The organism is Streptomyces sp. NPDC001970, from assembly GCF_053594115.1.
In genome coordinates this window covers 40,963-59,437 of the sequence record NZ_JBSFDW010000037.1, presented here as the reverse complement: position 1 = coordinate 59,437, position 18,475 = coordinate 40,963, and the positions used below count along the sequence as shown (strand labels likewise).

Genomic DNA, 18,475 nt, shown 5'->3' with positions numbered 1-18,475 from the left:
CTCGAAGGAGATGTGTGGAACATGACTACGCTGTCCGAACGTATATCTCAGTCGGCCTTCGACGGCTCCAGGCTGCGGGTCGTCCTCCTGCTGGACCTCCACGACGGCGCCCAGCAGCGCTTTCTCGAGGCGTACGAGCACATGCGCAACCAGGTGGCGTCGGTCCCCGGGCACATCAGCGACCAGCTGTGCCAGTCGATCGAGAACCCCTCCCAGTGGCTGATCACCAGCGAATGGGAGAGTGCGCCGCCGTTCCTCGACTGGGTGAACAGTGAGGAGCATGTGGAGACGGTCCGGCCGCTGCACAACTGCGTGCGGGACACCCGGTCGCTGCGCTTCAGTGTTCTGCGCGAGACCGGCAGGCTCCACACCGTGGCCGCGCCGGTCAGCGGTGGCCTGCAGCCCTTCCCCCGAGTGGGTGACGGTGTGGTGCGCCACGCGCTCACCTTCACGGTCAAGCCCGGCAGCGAGCCGATCGTCGCGGAGATCCTCGCGGGCTACACCTCCCCGGATGCGAAGGTCGACGAGCACACGCGGCTGCGCCGCACCACGCTCTTCATGCACGGGAACCGGGTCGTACGCGCCGTGGAGGTGCAGGGCGACCTGCTCGCGGCGCTGCGCCACGTGGCCCGGCAGCCCGAGGTCCGGGCCGTCGAGGAGGCCATCAACCCTTACCTGGAGCAGGACCGGGACCTCAACGACCCGGATTCCGCACGGGTGTTCTTCACCCGGGCCGCGCTCCCGGCGGTGCACCACCTGGCCACCGCCGGCGAGGGGCACCCGGACGTCAAGCGGCACGCGCTGTTGTACCCGGCCAAGCCGGGCTGCGGCATGGCGCTGGCCCGGCTGCTCGCCCAGCAGGACGAGGCCGCGGCGGACGACCCGTCGGCGTGCGTCGACAGCAGCACCGTCTTCCAGCGTGACGACATCGTCGTACGGCTGGTCGACGTGCGCGGCTCCATCGACTCCGACCCACTGCTGGCACTCGGCGCGCACGGTCCGCGCAAGGCGGCCATGCTGGCGCGGCTGCTCGACGACGACGCGGTCGGCCGGGGCTCGCAGGCCTCGGAGGAGGACATGGCGCTCTTCCTCAAGAAGGCCGACATGCGCCTGATCACCGACCGCCGGGCCCCCTGAACCGCGACTTCCGGGGCCCCGAACCGCTCGTCCGGCGCCAGGCGGTGCGGTGCGCGCACACCGCACCACACGCACACCGCACCACGCGCACACCGCACCGCCGGCCCGCACGCCGGCACCACGCCACACGGCCACGTGGAGGAACCAGTCATGACCACACCCCATCGCATCGTCGACCTCAGCGAGACCCAGCCCAATCGCAGGCGCGGAGGCGATCTGCGCGCCATGCTCACGCCCACCGCGGTGGGCGCCACGAGCGGCTTCATGGGCCTGGCGATCGTGGAGCCCGGCGACCGCATCGGTGAGCACTACCACCCGTACTCCGAGGAGTTCGTGTACGTCGTCAGCGGCGCACTCGAAGTGGACCTGGACGACGAGACGTTCCCGATCCGGCCGGACCAGGGGCTGTTCATCCCCCCGTACGTACGGCACCGCTTCCGGAACGTGGGCAGCACCGAGGCCCGGATGGTCTTCCACCTGGGCCCGCTGGCACCCCGGCCGGAGCTCGGCCACGTCGACACCGAGGAGACCCCAGCCATGGAAGGCGCCGCACAGCACCGGCCGCCGGAACCGACAAGGACGGCTTCATGACCCGGCGAGTAGCCGTAACCGGCGTCGGCATAGTGGCGCCGGGAGGCGTGGGCATACCGGCGTTCTGGGACCTGCTGTCGAACGGCCGTACCGCGACGCGCGGCATCACGCTGTTCGACCCGACAGGGTTCCGCTCCCGCATCGCCGCCGAGTGCGACTTCGATGCGGCGGCCCACGGCCTCGGCTCCGAGCAGATCCAGCGCGCGGACCGGTACGTCCAGTTCGCGATGGTCGCCGCCGGGGAGGCCCTGCGCGACGCGGGGCTCGACCCGGAGCACGAGGACCCGTGGCGGATCGGGGTGTCCCTGGGCACCGCGGTGGGCGGCACCACCCGCCTGGAGCACGACTACGTGAAGGTCAGCAGTTCGGGCCGGCGCTGGGACGTGGACCACAGTGAGGCGGAGCCGCATCTGCACCGGGCGTTCTCGCCCAGCGCGCTCGCCTCCGAGGTGGCCGAACAGACCGGCGCCCACGGACCGGTGCAGACCGTATCCACGGGCTGCACGTCCGGTCTCGACGCGATCGGTTACGCGTTCCACGCGATCGAGGAGGGCCGGGTGGACGTCTGCATAGCGGGCGCGTCGGACTCTCCGATATCCCCGATCACGGTCGCCTGCTTCGACGCGATCAAGGCGACGTCCCCGAACAACGACGACCCGGCCCACGCCTCCCGCCCCTTCGACGCGAACCGCGACGGATTCGTGATGGGCGAGGGCGGAGCCGTACTCGTCCTGGAGGAGCTCGAACACGCGCGTGCCCGCGGCGCCCGGGTGTACTGCGAGATCGGCGGCTACGCCACCTTCGGCAACGCATACCACATGACCGGTCTCACCCGGGAGGGCCTGGAAATGGCCCGCGCGATCAACAGCGCACTCGACCACGCCCGTATCGACGGGTCGGACATCGACTACGTCAACGCGCACGGCTCGGGCACGCAGCAGAACGACCGGCACGAGACCGCCGCGGTCAAGGAGTCTCTCGGATCGCACGCGTACGAGGTGCCGATGAGTTCCATCAAGTCCATGGTGGGTCACTCGCTCGGCGCCATCGGGGCGATAGAGATCGTCGCCTGCGTGCTGGCCATGGCCAACCAGGTCGTGCCGCCGACGGCGAACTACGAAACCCCCGACCCCGAGTGCGATCTCGACTATGTGCCACGCACCGCGCGCACCCGCAAGCTGCGCAACGTGCTCTCGGTCGGCAGCGGCTTCGGCGGATTCCAGTCCGCCGTGGTCCTGACCCGGCCAGGAGGGAGGACACGATGAGTCCTCGGCAGGACCGGCGTCCAGCCGTCACCGGCATCGGTGTCGTCGCCCCCAACGGGGTCGGCACCGACGCCTTCTGGAAGTCCACTCGCGAGGGCGTCAGTGTCCTCGACCACATCACCCGAGAGGGCTGCGAGCATCTGCCGGTCCGTGTCGCCGGAGAGGTCCGCGGCTTCGCTCCCGAGTCACTGGTCGAGGAGCGCTATCTCGTCCAGACCGACCGGTTCACGCATTTCGCGATGGCCGCCGCCGACATGGCCCTGGCCGATGCGCGGATCGCCCCCGGCGACTTCAGTGACTCGCCCTTCGCCGTGGGCGTGGTCACCGCCGCGGGTTCGGGCGGCGGCGAGTTCGGGCAGCGTGAGCTGCAGCGGCTGTGGGGACAGGGCTCGCGCTATGTGGGCCCGTACCAGTCCATCGCCTGGTTCTACGCGGCGAGCACCGGCCAGATCTCGATCCGCGGCGGGTTCAAGGGCCCCTGCGGTGTCGTGGCCAGTGACGAGGCGGGCGGTCTGGACGCCTTCGCGCACGCCGCCCGGGTCATCGGGCGGGGCACCGACGCCGTCGTCATCGGCGCGGCGGAGGCACCGCTCGCGCCGTACTCGCTGGTCTGCCAGCTCGGCTACCGGGAGCTCAGCACGCTCGAGGAACCGGAGCTCGCGTACCGGCCCTTCACCTCGGAGGCCTGCGGTTTCGTGCCCGCCGAGGGCGGGGCGATGCTGGTCGTCGAGGACGAGGCGGCGGCGCACCGCCGTGGCGTTCCGGTGCGGGCCGTCGTGGCGGGCCACGCCGCGACGTTCACCGGGGCCTCCCGGTGGGAGCAGTCCCGCGAGGGGCTGGCCCACGCGATCCGCGGCGCCCTGGCGGACGCCGAGTGCGCCCCCGAGGAGATCGACGTCGTGTTCGCCGACGCGCTCGGCATCCCGGAGGCCGACCGGGCCGAGGCGCTGGCGATCGCCGACGCCCTGGGCCCGCACTGCACCCGTGTGCCGGTGACGGCACCCAAGACCGGTACGGGCCGGGCGTACTGCGGAGCACCGGTGCTGGACACGGCCGCCGCGGTGCTCGCCCTGCAGGACGGTCTCGTCCCGCCCACGCCCAATGTCTCCGACGTGTGCCACGACCTTGAGGTGGTGACCGGCAGGGCCCGCCCCGCCGAGCTGCGCACGGCCTTGGTGCTGAGCCGAGGACTCATGGGCTCGAACGCGGCGCTCGTGCTGCGGCACGGCGCCGACAACCCCTCGTGAGAAGGAGGATCTCTCATGACCACACAGATCACGAAACTGACCATCGAAGAGCTGGCAGCTCTGATGAAGAAAGGCGCCGGTATCACCGTCGACCCCGCGGAGATGGGCGGTCGGCCCGAGGCACGGTTCGACGAGTACGGCCTCGACTCGCTCGGTCTGCTGGGCATCGTGGGCGAGCTGGAGAACCGGTACGGCCGGGCCCTGCCCGCCGACGCCGACCGCTGCAAGACCCCCCGCGAGTTCCTCGACCTCGTCAACAACTCCCTCATGGCAGGAGCCTGAAGTGTCAGGGCACACCGAAAACCAGATCACCGTCAACGCGCCGCTCGATCTCGTCTGGGACATGACCAACGACATCGAGAACTGGCCCCGGCTGTTCAGCGAGTACGCGTCCGTCGAGATCCTGGAGCGCGCGAACGAGGCGACCACGTTCCGACTGACCATGCACCCCGACGAGAACGGGAAGGTGTGGAGCTGGGTGTCGGAGCGGGTGACCGACCGCACGGCGCTCACGGTCCGTGCCCGCCGCGTCGAGACGGGCCCCTTCCAGCACATGGACATCCGCTGGGAGTACCGGCAGACCCCGCAAGGCGTCCAGATGAAGTGGACGCAGGACTTCGCGATGAAGCCGGACGCCCCGGTCGACGACGACTGGATGACCGACAACATCAACCGGAACTCCCGCGTCCAGATGGAGCTCATCAGGGACAAGATCGAGCAGCGGGCCCGCGAGCGCGAGACCGTCGCGGTCGCCACCGACTGACCCCACCGACCGAAGGGACTCCCCCTGATGCACCAGGCTCTGATCGTCGCCCGTATGGCACCGGACTCGGCCTCGGACATCGCGAAGGTGTTCGCGGCCTCCGACCGGGGCGAACTGCCGGGCCTCGTCGGGGTGACCCGGCGTACGCTCTTCCAGTTCGGCGACGTGTACCTGCACCTGATCGAGGCCGACCGGCCGCCCGGACCCGCCGTCGCCAAGGTGGCTGACCACCCGGAGTTCCGGGACATCAGCGACAAACTCTCCGCGTTTGTGAGCGCCTACGACCCGCAGACGTGGCGGAGCCCGAAGGACGCGATGGCCCAGGAGTTCTATCGCTGGGAGCGCGGCGCGTGATCCGTCGCCCGGCATGACCGCCCACGACGAGTCGCCGGCCCCGCGCGAGGAACGCGGAGCCGGCGAGGGGGAAGAGGGAAGGGGATGGGGGAGACCCGCCCGTCAGGCGGGGGTGATGCTCTCGAACGCGTGCAGATACGCGTTGACGGGACGGACGTCGCCGACGATGAGGCCGGCTTCCGACATCCGGCCGACCATGCTCTCCGTGGTGTGCTTCGCGCCACCGACGTTGAGGAGCAGGAGCAGGTCCATCGAGGTGGTGAACTTCATCGACGGGGTGTCGTCGACGAGGTTCTCGATGACCACCACCCTGGATCCCGGCCGGGCCGCCTGGACGACGTTGCGCAGGGTCCTGCGCGTGCTCTCGTCGTCCCACTCCAGGATGTTCTTGATGATGTAGACGTCGGCATCGACGGGGATGGCCTCCCGGCAGTCGCCGGGGACGATCGTGACACGGTCGGCGAGCGAGCCGCCGTCGCGCAGCCGCGGGTCGGCGTTGGCCACCACGCGAGGGAGGTCGAGCAGGGTCCCGCGCATGTCGCTGTACTTCTCCAGCAGGCTTGCCAGGACGTGCCCCTGACCGCCGCCGATGTCGGCGACCGTCGACACCCCGGTGAGGTCGAGGAGTTCGGCGACGTCACGTGCCGACTGCATGCTGGACGTGGTCATCGCCTGGTTGAAGACATGGGCCGATTCGGGCGCGTCCTCGTGCAGGTACTGGAAGAACCCCTTGCCGTACAGCCGGTCGAAGACGCTCTTCCCCGACCGCACCGCCTCGTCGAGGAGCGGCCAGGCGTCCCAGGTCCAGGGCTCGGTGCACCAGAGGGAGATGTACTTCAGGCTCTGCGGGTCGTCCTCGCGCAGCATCCGGGACATCTCGGTGTGGGCGAAGCGGCCGTCGGCCCGCTCCTCGAAGATCCCGTAGCAGGACAGGGCGCGCAGCATCCGCCGCAGCGCCCGCGGGTCGGTCCGCACGGCGGCCGCCAGTTCCTCCGCGGTGGCCGGGGCTTCCCCGAGCGCGTCGGCGACGCCGAGCCTGGCCGCGGCGCGCACGGCGGCGGCGCAGGCCGCCCCGAACACGAGCTCCCGCAGCCGCATGGACGGCGGAGTGGCCGCCTCCTGCGGAGTGGTGGTGCTTACGGTCGTCATACCGCCTCGTTTCTCGTGGTGTGGGGGGAACCGGGCGTGCGGGCCCGCGTCAGCACATGCCCGCGGGCTCGGACACGCTGCAGAAGTTTCCGCCGAAGGCGTTGCCTGCGCCGGTGTCCCGGTTGGCGAGGTCGGGCGAGCTGTTGAGCGCCAGTACGTTGTTCCTGATGACGTTGCGGGTGTTGGGAGAGCCGACGATGCTCTTGAAGAGCACGATGCCGCCGGCGAAGGGCGACGTGCCGGAGTGGCCCCAGACCAGGTTGCGCTCGATGACCGTCTTCTCGACGCCGGTGAGGACGATCCCGGCGCCCTGGATCTGCGGCAGCCGGGCGGTCTTCGGGCAGAACTTGTTGTTCTGGCCGACATGGTTGCGCCGCACGGACAGGGCACCGGTCCGCGGCACGCCCTCGTCGCCGACGACGAACACGCCGGCGCAGTTGCCGAGGATGGCGTTGTGCTCGACGACGAGGTTCCTGAGCCGCCTGATGGTGACCCCGATCCTGTTGTGCTCGAGGCGGTTCCCGGTGACCAGGGCGCCCCGGGTGTCCTGAGCACCGGCCTCGGTGTCGGTCGTGTTCGACAGGAAGATGCCGGACTCGGCGTTGCCCCGGGCCGTGTTGCCCCGGAACTCCCCGCTGGTGGAACGCTCCTGGGCGATGCCCCAGTTGCCGTTCTGCTCGGAGGTCACGTCCAGCACGCGCAGCCGGTCGGTGCGCGAGGCCCAGATGCCGTTCTTCTTGAACGCCCGCACCGTCAGCGACTCGATCCGCACGTTGTCGACGTGCTTCGCGTCCGTCCCGGTCACACAGATCCCGTTGCCGGCCTTGGCACAGGCGCCCTGCCCCGCGACGGCGCCCGGCGCGATGACGGTCCGCGGTCCCGCCCCGCGCAGGACCAGGCCCGGCTTGGTGACCGTCACGCTTCCGTAGTAGATCCCGGGCGCGATGTCGACGACGGCGCCCGGCGCGGCGGCGTCCACCGCCGCCTGGATCGATTCCCCCGGACGGACGTCGTATGCGGCCGCGCCATGGGCGTGCGCGGGCGAGGCCTGGGTGGGCCCGGCGGCGCCCACCCCCGAGGCGACCAGGAGGGCAACGCATCCGAGGTACGTGATCTGTCGTTTCGTCATGAGCCGACGGTAGGACTCAAAAGAGACGAATCGCCACATACCATGCGGTACCGGCGTACGTGTCGTGGGCGGAGGCGGGCGGACGGCGCGACGCCCGCTTCGCTCACCAGTCCCCGTCCGCCACCGGTCGGCCGGGCTGTGGCGCTTCGCCGAGCGGCTTGATCTGGTGCGCACCGGGCGGCACCCACGGGCTGTCGTCGTCACCCAGCCAGTCGCCGACCGGCTTGACCCCGCTCAGCGGGTCCGCAGGCGCGAGATCCGTGCCGTTCTCGTCGTAGTAGTCGAACCAGGGCAGCCCCGCCCGCGTGTGCGCCGCGCGGTCGACGGGGGACGGCGGTGGCCCCTCACCGGTGATGCGCCGCCACTCGGGCGGGGTCCAGGTGGGCGAACACCCGGCCGGAAGGCTCGTCGGCCCAGTCGGAAAGGGGCCGGTCGTCCCGGTAGACCTCCTGCTTCATGGCACCGCCCGCACCCGGCCCCATCGCGGCGGCCACCAGGGGCGGCCCGCCCGGCGCGGGAGGCGCCGAGGGCGCGGCCATGGCCGCCGGGAATGCCGCCCCGTAGCCGCCGGGCGGTGCGGGCGGCGCACCGGACGCGGCCGCCGGCCCCCCAGGGCGGCGGCGCGTGGGCGGCTGCCCGCCTGGCGCGTTCCTCCCGCTCGGCACGGACGCGCTGCTCCTCGCACCAGGCGTGCAGTGCGGGCCCGGACAGTGCGTACGCCTGGAGCCGGATGCCGCCCCGGGTCTCCTCGCCCGTGACCTGACCCTCCACCGTGGCACCGAGCCCCAGCGGGACCGCGACGAACTGACGCACCGTCCCCCGGCCCGAGTTGATGCCGTCCAGCCACGGTTGCCGGGGCAGCACCACATGGTTCTGCGGCCGCCGGGCGAGCCTGCCGGTCCACCGCTCGCCGGAGACGGCGCACACCTTCCCGACGCCGACCTGGAGCGCGGCGGGTTCCTGGCTGCCCCCGAAGCTCAGCCACATCGCCTCCCGCAGATACACCGGCGGCATCACCCCGCCCCGTGCCGGCCAGTGCGGCGGCGCGGTGGCGGGGTAGTCCTCGACGCGCCTGACCGGGAAGTCACCGAGACCCGGAGGCAGCGCATGCGTCCCGGACTCGGGCAGGCGCAGGGTGCGAACGAAGCGGACGCGCACACCACTGCCCAGCAGCAGGCTGGTGCCGTCGATCCGCACGGCATTCGTGGCCATGGCGGACTCCTCCCTTTCTTCGGCTTCCTGTTCGCTGGTATCACGACCGGGCGCCCGTCGCGGATCCCGGGTCCGCCGCCCCCACCGGGACCGCGAACGACTCACGGTGTGCTGGTGATCCAGCGCTGGAGCGTCGCGTTCGTCCTGTCGTCGAGCAGGCAGAGAGCCTCGATGGCCTCGAGATCGCCGGGCAGCGGCGGAATCCCCGCAGTGGTGAGAGCGGCATGCAGGTCGAGGCGCCGCCTGTCCATCGGGCTCAGTTGCATGGGCACCCGCCTCTCCGGCTCCGGTGCGGCCAGCAGAAAGTCGCCGGCACCGGAACAGCGGTACGGGTCGGCCGTCGAACCCGTCTCCGGCGCTGTCGCCGTCACCGTCGACGCGGCCCGGTCGGTCGTCATCGTCGAGAATGCGGAATCCTGCCAAGCAGCCATGAGAGCCTCCTCGATTGGTGTCTCCGGCGGGTAGGAGTCGCGCACGGCCCGGTCCAGTTGCGGACGGGGCCGCTTACCACCCGGACGGCCGTACGGCGGCTCACCCGAGTTCGGCGCCGCGCAGCAGGAGTTGGGTGACATCGATAGCGGCGATGCCCATCGTGGCCAGGAACGGGACCCGTCCACCGGCCCTGCCGGAGGGGCGGGCCACGGCGACGAGGCACAGCAGCGCCGTGACCGCAGCCACCGCCCGGCCCGAGGCGGAGACCGGTCCCGCGGGCGCGAACACCAGGACGAAAGAGGCGGCGAGGACGAGGAAGGCCGCCACCGGCGCCGACCGTCTTCCGCCGAGCCGCTGCGGCAGGCCGTTCACGCCCGCCGCGAGGTCGTGGTCGATGTCCGGCAGCACGTTGGCGAAGTGGGCACCCGTACCGAGCAGCGCGGCGGCGGCCGTCAGCCACAGCGGCGGCCAGGGAGCCCCGGGCAGACCGAGCGTGACGAACGCGGGAAGCAGACCGAACGCGAGCGCATACGGAACCCAGGACGCGACCGTACGCTTCAGCCGGAGGTTGTACGCCCAGGCCGCAGCCACGCTCACGAGATGGACGCAGCCCGCAAGCAGTCCGCAGGCCAGCGACAGCGGTACGCAGACGGCCAGGGCCGCCCCCGCGGCCGTGGCCACCGCCCGGGGCGAGGTCCGACCCGTGGCGAGCGGCTTGTCCGCGCGCCGGGCCGTACGGTCACGCCCCAGGTCGACCCGGTCGTTGCACCAGCCGACCGACAACTGCCCGGCGGCCACCGCGCACACCGTCGTCGCACCGCCGAGGAGGTCGCGTCCGCCGACGGCTGCGACCAGCGCCGCGGTGAGGACGGTGACTGCCGCGGCGGGGGCGGGGTGGCACGCCGCGAGCAGGCCGCTCACCGACCGGCCCGGCGAGGCGCACGGCACCGTGGCCGGCGCAGCCGGGGCATCGGGGCTGTCGTGCGGGTCGCTGCGGGCTGTCCTGCTCGGCGTCACGACCCCACGCTAGGTCACGACGCGCCCGACATGTCCAATTTCATTATGTTGTGTCAGAACCTTTCTATGTTGGGGCGATGACACGTGTCCTGGCGGTGAGTACCGTGTTCCCGCCCCACCGCTATCCACAGGCGGACATCACGGATGCGCTCGCCCGTTGTCTGCCGTCGGGATCGGATTCCGGTCTGCTGCGCCGCGTCCACTCCTCCGTCCAGGTCGACACACGGCATCTCGCCCTCCCGCTCGACGACTACGGGCACCTGGGCGGCTTCGGCCGGTCCAACAACGCCTATCTCGAGGCGGCGTTCGACCTCGGCGTCAAGGCTCTCGAACTCGCGCTCGCCGAGGCCGGCATGACCGCCGACGAGATCGACCTGGTGGTGTCCACGTCCGTGACCGGTGTCGCCACGCCGTCCCTGGAGGCCCGGCTGGCCGCCACCGTCGGGCTGCGCCGCGACGTCAGGCGCGTCCCCCTCTTCGGCCTCGGCTGCGCCGGTGGTGCCGCGGGGGTTGCACGCGTCCACGACTATCTCACCGGCCGACCGGACCAGGTCGCGCTGCTGCTCTCCGCCGAGTTGTGCTCGCTCACGCTGCAGCCGTCGGACACCTCGATGGCGAACCTGGTGGCCGGCGCGCTCTTCGGTGACGGAGCCGCGGCTCTGCTGGCCGTCGGCAGGGACCATCCGCGTCACGGTGACGCATCCGGCCCCCTGGTCGTCGACAGCCGCAGCCGCCTGTATCCGGGCACGGAGCATCTCCTCGGCTGGGACGTCGGCGAGTGGGGCTTCCGCATGGTGCTCGGCAGCGACCTGCCCGACGTGATCAGGCTGAACGTGTGCGAGGAGATCACGTCCTTCCTGGGCGGGCACGATCTCAAGCCGCTGGACCTCGGGGCCTGGGTCTGCCACCCGGGTGGACCGAAGGTCCTCGACGTCCTGGCCGACGGCCTCGGACTGCCCTGGCAGGCCTTCGAGCGGAGCCGGCGCTCGCTGGCCCAGGCCGGCAACCTCTCCTCGGCGTCCGTCCTGCACGTGCTGCGCGACACCCTGACCGCCGGGCCGCCGGAACCCGGGTCCGCCGGGCTGCTGCTCGCGTTCGGGCCCGGCGTCTCCTCCGAACTCGTACTGCTGCGCTGGTGACGTCGCGCATGGATGCGTACGCGGCATTCCTCGTCCTCGTCCTGCTGGTCGCGGGGGAACGGCTGGCCGAGCTCGTCGTGGCACGCCGCAACTCCGTGTGGAGCCGGCTGCGCGGCGGCCGGGAGTACGGACGCGGCCACTACCCGGCAATGGTCGCCCTGCACACCGGGCTGCTGCTCGGGTGTGTCGTCGAACCATGGGCCGCGGACCGCCCGTTCATCCCCCGGCTCGGCTGGACGATGCTGGCGCTGGCCGTCGCCGCGCAGGCGCTGCGCTGGTGGTGCATCGCCGCCCTGGGCCCACGCTGGAACACCCGGGTCGTGGTGGTCCCGGATCTCCCGCTGGTCACGACCGGCCCGTACCGGTGGTCGTGGCTCAGACACCCCAACTACCTGGCCGTGGTCCTGGAAGGGCTGGCACTGCCGCTGGTGCACACGGCCTGGGTGACCGCGCTCTGCTTCACCGCGCTGAACCTGGCGCTGCTCACCGTACGGGTCCGCTGCGAGGAGGAGGCCCTGGCCGACGGCCGGACCGCGCGCATGGCGGGCGCGGTGCGGTGATCGATCTGCTCGTCGCCGGCGGCGGCCCGGCCGGTCTGGCCACGGCCATCCACGGCGCACTGTCCGGACTCGAGGTCGTCGTCGCCGAACCGCGCCCCACACCCGTCGACAAGGCGTGCGGCGAGGGCCTGATGCCGGGGGCCGTGCGGGCCCTGGGCGAGCTCGGCGTCACGGTCGCGGGCAGGCCCTTCAACGGCATCCGTTACGTGGAAGGCGTCACCGGACGCACGGCCGAGGCGCGCTTCCGTGAAGGCCGTGGACTCGGTGTGCGACGCACCGGTCTGCATGCGGCACTCGCCGAGCGAGCCGCCGAGCTGGGCGTGCGGACGGTGCCCCGGCGCCTCGGCCCGGTGCGGCAGGACGGGCGCGGCGTGACGGCCGGCGGGCTGACAGCCCGTTATCTCGTCGCCGCCGACGGTCTGCACTCCCCCACCCGGCGCGCGCTCGGACTGTGCGCGCCTTCTGATCCTCGCCGGGCCGCGCGCTACGGGCTGCGCCGCCACTACACCGTCGAGCCGTGGAGCGACCTCGTGGAGGTCCACTGGTCGGCGCGCTCGGAGGCGTACGTCACGCCCCTCGCACCCGGTCTCGTCGGCGTCGCCGTACTCACCTCGGACCGTGCACCGTTCGACGCGCAGCTGGCGCGCTTCCCGCTCCTGGCCGGGCGGCTGCCCTCTGCCCCGGGTAGCCCCGTGCGCGGCGCAGGGCCGCTGCGTCAGGGGGTGCGGTCGCGCGTCGCGGGCCGGGTGCTGCTGGTCGGCGATGCCGCGGGCTACACCGACGCGCTGACCGGTGAGGGCCTCACGCTCGCCCTGACCGCCGCCGGCGAGCTGGTCCGGTGTGTGCGGGCCGGACGCCCCGAGGCCTACGAACGGGCCTGGCTCCGGCTCTCCCGCAGCTACCGGCTCCTCACCGGCTCCCTGCTCTGGGCCCGCGAGCACCCGTTGCTCGCCCCGCACATCGTGCCGCTCGCCTCCCGGCTGCCCCGGGTGTTCCGGGAGGGCGTGAACCTGCTCGCCTGACGTCCGGATTTGCGGGCGCGCCCACCCCGGCGCAGGGTGGCACGGAGGACCTACGCAGGGATACGGAAGTTCGAAGGAGTCACCATGCCCCGGGGATCGAGCCCCAAGCGGGAGCGCCAGTACGAACACGTCGAGGAGAGCGCGGAGGAGCGCGGTGAGAGCCCGCGTCGGGCCAAGGAGATCGCCGCCCGTACGGTGAACAAGGAGCGGGCCCGCTCGGGCGAGTCCCGCACCGCGAGCAGGGCCTCCACCCAGGACATGTCCCCCTCGAAGCACGGCGGTCGGCGCTCGGGCAACGGATCCGAGGGCCCGACGTACGACCAGCTGTACGCGGAGGCCCGGCGCCGCGACATCCACGGCCGGTCTTCGATGAACAAGGCGGAACTCAAGCGGTCACTCGGCCACTGATCGGCGCGGACGAGGCCGCCGGTCTCGCTCGTACGGGGGACGGACGAGGGACGGACGAGTGATGGCGGCACGATCCGGGTAGCCGGGCGGCACGGACCGGAAGGCACGGAAAGGAGATCGCCATGAAGCGAGCCAGGCAGCACGGCAAGCCCGCTCCGCCGGCAGGCGAAGAGCTCAAGCGGGAGATCATGGACGCCGAGCTGGAGCTGACACCGCCCGGGCCTCGAGGGCTCCGCGGCGGGGCGGGCGAGGCCGTCACCACGGGGCTGCGAGCCCAGGAGAGCAGGCGCACCGAGGAAAGCGACCGGTAGCGGACGCCCTGGCGCGGGGCGCGCCGCGGTGGGAACCGTCGCTCCGGGGGGAGGCCGTGGCAGGGTCGCGGCCGCCCTCCGGACGGAGCCGCTCAGCCGGGGTGGACGTACCGGCCGATTCGTTCCCTCACCGTGAAGAGGACTCCATCCGGGTCACGCAGGGTGACCGATGAGCGCAGCGCGTCGGTGTCCACGGGCGGAACGACGCCACCGCCGAGCCGGGTGGCCGTGGCCACGGCTTCGTGGAGGTCGCTCACCCAGAAGTGGACGTCCCAGCGCGGTCGCACGTGGGGGTCGGGGGCCGCTTCGACCGCGCCGCCGTGCAGGCGTGCGACCTGCTCCCCCTCCTGTCGCAGGACGACGTACTCGTCCTCGTACGCGACCTGGCAGCTGCCTTCGCGGTCCGCGGCCCAGTCGAGGACCTCGGCGTAGAAGATGGCGGCGTCGAAGGCGTCCCTGGTGTGCAGCTCCAGCCAGGCCAGCGCCGTGTCGCGCCCCACGGTCCAGCCGCGGACCAGCTCCCCCTCCCAGACCCCGAAGATCGCTCCGTCGCGGTCCGCGGCGAGCACCGCGCGGCCGGTGCCGAAGGAGAGGGGCCCGACCGCGACGGTGGCACAGCGCTCACTGATCCGCGTGGCCGCCACGTCGGCGTCGGCGACCGCGAAGTAGGGAGTCCAGGCCACGGGAACAGCGTTCCCTGCCAGGACCCCGATGCCGGCCACCGGGGCGCCCTGGTGGTACGCGACGGAGAACTCCTCACCAGGCGGGCAGGTGCGAAATTCCCATCCGAAGACTGCGCTGTAGAAACGCTGCGCCGAACCGATGTCAGGGGCCACCAGGCTGACCCAGCACGGGGCGCCGACCAGCACGGCATTCGACGTCGACACGGCAGCCATCCCCATCCATCGCACTCGCAAAGCGGAACCGTCCCACGGTACCGCCGCCCCGGCCCGGTCCGGCCGAGCCACCCGGCGAGGTGGCCGGCGTCGTGTCTACATCCGCTCGACCGCCTCCTTGGCCTCCTTCAGACCGGCACCGGTGAGCTGTCGGTAGACCTTGATGGCCTCGATCTTCCTGCCTTCGCGCACGAGCCCGGCCACCCGGGCCAGTTCGGGGCCGGTGTCGCGGATGCCCAGGTGTTCCAGCACCAGATCGACCTTGCGCTCGATCGCGCCGATCCGGCGGTCCAGTCGGCTGATGCGGTTCTCAACGACCGCGCCCAGCAGGCCGATCAGCGGGATGAGGAGATACACGGCTATGTCCATGTTCCACGATCGTAGCGCCGTCCATGCCGCGCTCCGGTGCGTTCCGGGTCCAGCGAGGGATGTCGCCGAAGCCCGGATCCCCGGCGCTTCGGCACGCCGGGCCCGTGGCGAGGCGCCGCCCTGGACGTGCCACGGTCACCGCAGGGTGAGAACGGACCAGTGATGGTGAGGGGCCCACCCGTGGGAGCCCGGTCCGGCATAGCGTCTGGGGGGTCTCGGACGGCGGATCCTCCGGGCCCGCGACCTCCCGTACCGATGGTCGCCTTGCGCGCTGCGGCCCACCCCGCACGGGGCACAGGCCGCCTTCGTATGCTCGCGGGACGAGACCTGACGGGGGAAAGAGGCCAGGCTTCGTACGAGGGGCGCGCGCTACGGAAAGCCGGGCACCCCGTCCCAGCATATGGGGCCACTGTACGAAAGGGGCGGAGGCCGCCGGGATTCCCGGCGGCCTCGCAGCGAACCTTCGACTACCAAATCGCGAGGACAGTGATCACCCGCAATACACCCGCAGTTCGTTGGACGCCTTGATCCGGGTCTCGCCGCCGACCGTCCTTCCGGAGATAAGCGTCCGCCAGGTCTGGGTGCCCGTACCGCTGCAGTTCTGGCTGACGTAGGTGTCGTACCCCTGGTGGGCAGTGCCCGTCGCGTAGTCCTTCCAGTACAGGCCGGTCCAACGCTGGATGATCAGCCTTGCGGTCGACGTGCTCGCACAGTTGCTGAGACTGCCGTACCCGACGATGTAGTTGCCGCTCTTGTAGGTCCTGCCGATCTGCACATCACAGCTCGCGGCATGGGCAGTCGGAGCAAGGGCCAGACCGGAGAAGAGAAGTGCTCCGGTGGCCAGAACGGATGTGGCGAAACGATGCATGGTTGACTGTTCCTTTCCGTCGGATCTGTGCTCGAGCGGGGCACGGTGTATCGAAATCGATCCACACACCGCTACCGCTTGGGCCTCTTCGTGGTTCTGCGTGGTGGCCACCGCCGGCGGCCCCACGGATGGGTCTCAAGCCCAGTACTGCACGGGGGCAGTGTGCGGAGTTCCGGGAGTACACCAAGCCCCCGATCCCGGGCTCCCGGAACCCCGCTCCCCCTGTCCCGAATCCGCGGATCCCCACCGCGGCGGGCTGTGAAAGGACAGTGACATGCCTGGACTGTGGGGAACCTGAAGGTTCCTGAAGGCTCTTCAGGAACCTTCAGGTTCCCCACAGGACCGAGACGTCATCCTGGTGGGCATGCGGATACTGGTAGTCGAGGACGACTGGCGCATGGCGGAACTGCTGCGCCGGGGGCTGGCCGGTGAGGGCTACGCCGTCGATCTCGCGCACGACGGGCGGCAAGGGCTGGAGCTGGCGCTCGAGAACGACTATGACGCGCTCGTGCTGGACGTGATGCTGCCCCACCTGAACGGCTTCCGGCTGTGCGCACGCCTGCGTGAAGCCGGCTTATGGACGCCGGTGATGATGCTCACCGCCAAGGACGGCGAGTACGACCAGGCCGAAGGCCTGGACACCGGCGCGGACGACTACGTCACCAAGCCGTTTTCCTTCATCGCGCTGGCCGCGCGGCTGCGTGCCCTGATCCGCCGGGGCCGCCCTCAGCGGCCCGCCGTCCTGCGCATCGGGGACCTGGAGATCGACCCTGCTGCCCGCCGCTGCCGCCGGGGCAGCACCGACGTTGCGCTGACGGCCCGCGAGTTCGCCGTCCTGGAGTACCTCGTCCACCGCAACGGGGAGACCGTCTCCAAATGCGAGGTCCTCGAACACGTGTGGGACGACCGCTTCGACGGCGACGTCAACATCGTCGAGGTCTACATCAGCGCCCTGCGCCGCAAACTCGACAAACCATTTCAACGTAGCACTATCCGCACCATCCGCGGTGCCGGATACCGCCTGGACGCCGGCGAAGGGGGACACCAGTGAGATGGATTGTCCGCACGCTGTTGCTGCTGCGTCGGCTGGGGCCCGTCACCCTGCGCATGCGGCTGACCCTGCTGGCCGCAGTGATCGCCGTGGTCCCGCTGGCGGCGGCGGCCGCCGGTGTCGCGCTGGCGGCCCGGGGCGCGATCCTGCAGGAGGCCCGGCAGCGCAGTGCCGAACCAGAGCCGTGGTTCCGCGTGGTCGTGGAAGGAAATGGGCGCGTGGTCCATGACGGCAAGCCCGTGTCGGAGTGCGGCTCAACCTCCCCGATGCCGCTCGACGGCCAACAGGTGAGTTTCTGCCTGTTCCCTTACGACCTGAGTCTCGCCGGTCCGTCGCTGCCGGGGCGGCCGTCGGTGCACGACTCGCTGAGCAGCCAAGGTGATCTGTCCCTGAAGCCCTGGACCGATCCGGCCGACGGCCCGACGCCGGTTCGCAGGCCCAACGCCTACGCCAACCTCGACGGCTTCGTCGTTCTGATCTACTCGGCAGAGGCCGCGCAGGCCCGGCTGAACGTCATTGTGTGGTCGGTGGTCGGCGGCGCGTTGGCACTGACCGGACTGATCGCCGGCAGTACCTGGATAGCCGTCGGCCGCGTGCTGCGGCCTGTCGAGGCGATCCGTGCCGAGTTCGCCGAGCTCAGTGTCCATCACCTCGACGGGCGGGTGTCCGTTCCCCGGGCCGGCAACGAGATCGCCCGCCTTGCCGCCACGATGAATGCCACCCTGGACCGTCTGCAGACCGCCGTCGAGCGTCAGCGGCAATTCGTCGCCGACGCCTCCCACGAACTGCGAACCCCGCTCGCCTGCCTGCGCACCGAACTCGAACTCGCCCACAACCGCCCCGACACCGCCGACTGGCCGCAAGTGGTCCACGACGCTCTCGGCGACGCGATACATCTGCAGAACCTCGCGAGCGACTTGCTGTTCCTGGCACGACTTGACGCTGAGGACGCCGGCCAAGGGCGATACGAGACGGTGGACATCACCGACGTCGTCCGTGAGGAGACCGCCCGGCGCCACCCGCGCCGGCACCTCACCATCGACGTGCGGGTCGGGCCCCATCCCCTCACCGTGCGCGGGCAGCCATTGCTGCTGTCCCGAGTGCTGGGCAACCTACTCGACAACGCCGAACGTCATGCGACCAGCACCGTCACTGTCCGCCTGACTCGCGATGCCGACGGCGGCGAAGTTGTTCTCGACGTCGAAGACGACGGCCCGGGCATCCCTCCCGAGCATCACCAAAGGATTTTCGAGCGTTTCACCCGCCTCGACGACGCCCGCACCCGTGACGCCGGCGGCGCGGGACTCGGCCTCGCCATAGCCCACCGCATCACCACCACACACAACGGCACCCTCAAGATCACTCCAAGCATCCGCGGAGCGCGCTTCACGCTTCGCCTTCCTGCCTCCCTTCCCTGACGCGGTCCGCAATGACACGTCGGCGATTTTGCCCACCGGGCGCGGGGGTCAGCCGGTCAGCTGTGGGGGCGGCATCTGCGGGCGGGGACCATCCCCGCGGGCGCGCGGAGCAGCAGCCATTTCGGTCTCCTCTGCAG

The 18,475-nt window shown here is 71.2% G+C and carries 21 protein-coding genes and 1 pseudogene; 14 read left to right on the top strand and 8 right to left on the bottom strand.

Features of this window, described 5'->3' with window-relative positions:
* Positions 1 to 21 precede the first annotated feature (21 nt).
* The 7 genes from ACWCP0_RS33370 (at position 22) to ACWCP0_RS33340 (ending at position 5,357) form a co-directional block, all read left to right on the top strand.
* Positions 22 to 1,137: a SchA/CurD-like domain-containing protein gene (locus ACWCP0_RS33370; protein ID WP_451082498.1), complete on the top strand. Its 1,116-nt coding sequence runs from the start codon at positions 22 to 24 to the stop codon at positions 1,135 to 1,137.
* Between the two features lie 150 nt (positions 1,138 to 1,287).
* Entirely contained in the window at positions 1,288 to 1,728 is a 441-nt protein-coding gene (locus ACWCP0_RS33365; protein WP_451082497.1) for a cupin domain-containing protein, read from the top strand.
* Positions 1,725 to 2,993, top strand: coding sequence for a beta-ketoacyl-[acyl-carrier-protein] synthase family protein (locus ACWCP0_RS33360; RefSeq protein ID WP_451082496.1), 1,269 nt, complete (start codon positions 1,725 to 1,727; stop codon positions 2,991 to 2,993). Before ACWCP0_RS33365 ends, ACWCP0_RS33360 begins: the two co-directional genes overlap by 4 nt.
* A complete protein-coding gene (locus ACWCP0_RS33355; protein WP_451082495.1) occupies positions 2,990 to 4,240 on the top strand; it encodes a ketosynthase chain-length factor in 1,251 nt (416 codons plus the stop codon). The genes ACWCP0_RS33360 and ACWCP0_RS33355 overlap by 4 nt, the downstream gene beginning before the upstream one ends.
* Positions 4,241 to 4,255: 15 nt before the next feature.
* Positions 4,256 to 4,522, top strand: a complete 267-nt coding sequence (locus ACWCP0_RS33350) for an acyl carrier protein (RefSeq protein WP_351224768.1) — start codon at positions 4,256 to 4,258, stop codon at positions 4,520 to 4,522.
* Position 4,523: 1 nt separating this feature from the next.
* Positions 4,524 to 5,003: an SRPBCC family protein gene (locus ACWCP0_RS33345; protein WP_451082494.1), complete on the top strand. Its 480-nt coding sequence runs from the start codon at positions 4,524 to 4,526 to the stop codon at positions 5,001 to 5,003.
* A 27-nt stretch (positions 5,004 to 5,030) separates the two neighbouring features.
* On the top strand, positions 5,031 to 5,357 hold the full coding sequence (locus ACWCP0_RS33340) for a TcmI family type II polyketide cyclase (protein ID WP_451082493.1): 327 nt from the start codon (positions 5,031 to 5,033) through the stop codon (positions 5,355 to 5,357).
* Positions 5,358 to 5,459: 102 nt separating this feature from the next.
* Here ACWCP0_RS33340 and ACWCP0_RS33335 read toward each other — a convergent pair whose 3' ends face one another.
* From ACWCP0_RS33335 to ACWCP0_RS33315, 5 genes and pseudogenes are all read right to left on the bottom strand, one after another.
* The gene (locus ACWCP0_RS33335; protein WP_451082492.1) at positions 5,460 to 6,506 is read right to left on the bottom strand and encodes a methyltransferase; all 1,047 of its coding nucleotides are present in this window, start codon (positions 6,504 to 6,506) and stop codon (positions 5,460 to 5,462) included.
* A 49-nt stretch (positions 6,507 to 6,555) separates the two neighbouring features.
* Positions 6,556 to 7,635: a right-handed parallel beta-helix repeat-containing protein gene (locus ACWCP0_RS33330; protein WP_451082491.1), complete on the bottom strand. Its 1,080-nt coding sequence runs from the start codon at positions 7,633 to 7,635 to the stop codon at positions 6,556 to 6,558.
* A 103-nt stretch (positions 7,636 to 7,738) separates the two neighbouring features.
* A pseudogene (locus ACWCP0_RS33325) lies at positions 7,739 to 8,847 on the bottom strand (hypothetical protein).
* A 101-nt stretch (positions 8,848 to 8,948) separates the two neighbouring features.
* Positions 8,949 to 9,278 carry a hypothetical protein gene (locus ACWCP0_RS33320; protein ID WP_451082490.1) on the bottom strand — a complete coding sequence of 110 codons (330 nt, stop codon included), beginning with the start codon at positions 9,276 to 9,278 and terminating at the stop codon, positions 8,949 to 8,951.
* A 100-nt stretch (positions 9,279 to 9,378) separates the two neighbouring features.
* Positions 9,379 to 10,296, bottom strand: coding sequence for a UbiA family prenyltransferase (locus tag ACWCP0_RS33315; protein ID WP_451082489.1), 918 nt, complete (start codon positions 10,294 to 10,296; stop codon positions 9,379 to 9,381).
* A gap of 77 nt (positions 10,297 to 10,373) precedes the next feature.
* On the opposite strand from ACWCP0_RS33315, the gene ACWCP0_RS33310 reads away from it, so the two are divergent.
* The 5 genes from ACWCP0_RS33310 (at position 10,374) to ACWCP0_RS33290 (ending at position 13,736) form a co-directional block, all read left to right on the top strand.
* Positions 10,374 to 11,435: a type III polyketide synthase gene (locus ACWCP0_RS33310; RefSeq protein WP_451082488.1), complete on the top strand. Its 1,062-nt coding sequence runs from the start codon at positions 10,374 to 10,376 to the stop codon at positions 11,433 to 11,435.
* Between the two features lie 8 nt (positions 11,436 to 11,443).
* Positions 11,444 to 11,995 carry an isoprenylcysteine carboxyl methyltransferase family protein gene (locus ACWCP0_RS33305; protein WP_451082521.1) on the top strand — a complete coding sequence of 184 codons (552 nt, stop codon included), beginning with the start codon at positions 11,444 to 11,446 and terminating at the stop codon, positions 11,993 to 11,995.
* Entirely contained in the window at positions 11,992 to 13,017 is a 1,026-nt protein-coding gene (locus tag ACWCP0_RS33300; RefSeq protein ID WP_451082487.1) for an NAD(P)/FAD-dependent oxidoreductase, read from the top strand. Before ACWCP0_RS33305 ends, ACWCP0_RS33300 begins: the two co-directional genes overlap by 4 nt.
* 84 nt (positions 13,018 to 13,101) lie before the next feature.
* Positions 13,102 to 13,425 carry a plasmid stabilization protein gene (locus ACWCP0_RS33295; protein ID WP_451082486.1) on the top strand — a complete coding sequence of 108 codons (324 nt, stop codon included), beginning with the start codon at positions 13,102 to 13,104 and terminating at the stop codon, positions 13,423 to 13,425.
* Between the two features lie 122 nt (positions 13,426 to 13,547).
* On the top strand, positions 13,548 to 13,736 hold the full coding sequence (locus tag ACWCP0_RS33290) for a hypothetical protein (RefSeq protein ID WP_451082485.1): 189 nt from the start codon (positions 13,548 to 13,550) through the stop codon (positions 13,734 to 13,736).
* Positions 13,737 to 13,828: 92 nt separating this feature from the next.
* Here ACWCP0_RS33290 and ACWCP0_RS33285 read toward each other — a convergent pair whose 3' ends face one another.
* The 3 genes from ACWCP0_RS33285 to ACWCP0_RS33275 form a co-directional block, all read right to left on the bottom strand.
* On the bottom strand, positions 13,829 to 14,632 hold the full coding sequence (locus tag ACWCP0_RS33285) for a VOC family protein (protein WP_451082484.1): 804 nt from the start codon (positions 14,630 to 14,632) through the stop codon (positions 13,829 to 13,831).
* A gap of 96 nt (positions 14,633 to 14,728) precedes the next feature.
* Complete coding sequence (locus ACWCP0_RS33280; RefSeq protein WP_451082483.1) at positions 14,729 to 15,001, bottom strand: ribosomal protein L7/L12; 273 nt, start codon at positions 14,999 to 15,001, stop codon at positions 14,729 to 14,731.
* A 490-nt stretch (positions 15,002 to 15,491) separates the two neighbouring features.
* Positions 15,492 to 15,869, bottom strand: a complete 378-nt coding sequence (locus ACWCP0_RS33275; RefSeq protein WP_451082482.1) for a hypothetical protein — start codon at positions 15,867 to 15,869, stop codon at positions 15,492 to 15,494.
* Between the two features lie 364 nt (positions 15,870 to 16,233).
* Between ACWCP0_RS33275 and ACWCP0_RS33270 the strand changes: the two genes are divergently transcribed.
* Both ACWCP0_RS33270 and ACWCP0_RS33265 read left to right on the top strand, forming a co-directional pair.
* Positions 16,234 to 16,920, top strand: a complete 687-nt coding sequence (locus ACWCP0_RS33270) for a response regulator transcription factor (protein ID WP_451082481.1) — start codon at positions 16,234 to 16,236, stop codon at positions 16,918 to 16,920.
* A gap of 56 nt (positions 16,921 to 16,976) precedes the next feature.
* Entirely contained in the window at positions 16,977 to 18,338 is a 1,362-nt protein-coding gene (locus ACWCP0_RS33265) for a sensor histidine kinase (RefSeq protein ID WP_451082480.1), read from the top strand.
* The last annotated feature ends 137 nt before the right edge of the window (positions 18,339 to 18,475 follow it).

What these genes read in the sequence shown, in the direction of transcription:
- ACWCP0_RS33370 (WP_451082498.1), top strand. Translation starts at nt 22, where the DNA reads ATGACTACGCTGTCCGAACGTATATCTCAGTCGGCCTTCGACGGCTCC.
- ACWCP0_RS33365 (WP_451082497.1), top strand. Translation starts at nt 1,288, where the DNA reads ATGACCACACCCCATCGCATCGTCGACCTCAGCGAGACCCAGCCCAAT.
- ACWCP0_RS33360 (WP_451082496.1), top strand. Translation starts at nt 1,725, where the DNA reads ATGACCCGGCGAGTAGCCGTAACCGGCGTCGGCATAGTGGCGCCGGGA.
- ACWCP0_RS33355 (WP_451082495.1), top strand. Translation starts at nt 2,990, where the DNA reads ATGAGTCCTCGGCAGGACCGGCGTCCAGCCGTCACCGGCATCGGTGTC.
- ACWCP0_RS33350 (WP_351224768.1), top strand. Translation starts at nt 4,256, where the DNA reads ATGACCACACAGATCACGAAACTGACCATCGAAGAGCTGGCAGCTCTG.
- ACWCP0_RS33340 (WP_451082493.1), top strand. Translation starts at nt 5,031, where the DNA reads ATGCACCAGGCTCTGATCGTCGCCCGTATGGCACCGGACTCGGCCTCG.
- ACWCP0_RS33335 (WP_451082492.1), bottom strand. Translation starts at nt 6,506, where the DNA reads ATGACGACCGTAAGCACCACCACTCCGCAGGAGGCGGCCACTCCGCCG.
- ACWCP0_RS33330 (WP_451082491.1), bottom strand. Translation starts at nt 7,635, where the DNA reads ATGACGAAACGACAGATCACGTACCTCGGATGCGTTGCCCTCCTGGTC.
- ACWCP0_RS33320 (WP_451082490.1), bottom strand. Translation starts at nt 9,278, where the DNA reads ATGGCTGCTTGGCAGGATTCCGCATTCTCGACGATGACGACCGACCGG.
- ACWCP0_RS33310 (WP_451082488.1), top strand. Translation starts at nt 10,374, where the DNA reads ATGACACGTGTCCTGGCGGTGAGTACCGTGTTCCCGCCCCACCGCTAT.
- ACWCP0_RS33305 (WP_451082521.1), top strand. Translation starts at nt 11,444, where the DNA reads ATGGATGCGTACGCGGCATTCCTCGTCCTCGTCCTGCTGGTCGCGGGG.
- ACWCP0_RS33295 (WP_451082486.1), top strand. Translation starts at nt 13,102, where the DNA reads ATGCCCCGGGGATCGAGCCCCAAGCGGGAGCGCCAGTACGAACACGTC.
- ACWCP0_RS33290 (WP_451082485.1), top strand. Translation starts at nt 13,548, where the DNA reads ATGAAGCGAGCCAGGCAGCACGGCAAGCCCGCTCCGCCGGCAGGCGAA.
- ACWCP0_RS33285 (WP_451082484.1), bottom strand. Translation starts at nt 14,632, where the DNA reads ATGGCTGCCGTGTCGACGTCGAATGCCGTGCTGGTCGGCGCCCCGTGC.
- ACWCP0_RS33280 (WP_451082483.1), bottom strand. Translation starts at nt 15,001, where the DNA reads ATGGACATAGCCGTGTATCTCCTCATCCCGCTGATCGGCCTGCTGGGC.
- ACWCP0_RS33275 (WP_451082482.1), bottom strand. Translation starts at nt 15,869, where the DNA reads ATGCATCGTTTCGCCACATCCGTTCTGGCCACCGGAGCACTTCTCTTC.
- ACWCP0_RS33270 (WP_451082481.1), top strand. Translation starts at nt 16,234, where the DNA reads ATGCGGATACTGGTAGTCGAGGACGACTGGCGCATGGCGGAACTGCTG.
- ACWCP0_RS33265 (WP_451082480.1), top strand. Translation starts at nt 16,977, where the DNA reads ATGCGGCTGACCCTGCTGGCCGCAGTGATCGCCGTGGTCCCGCTGGCG.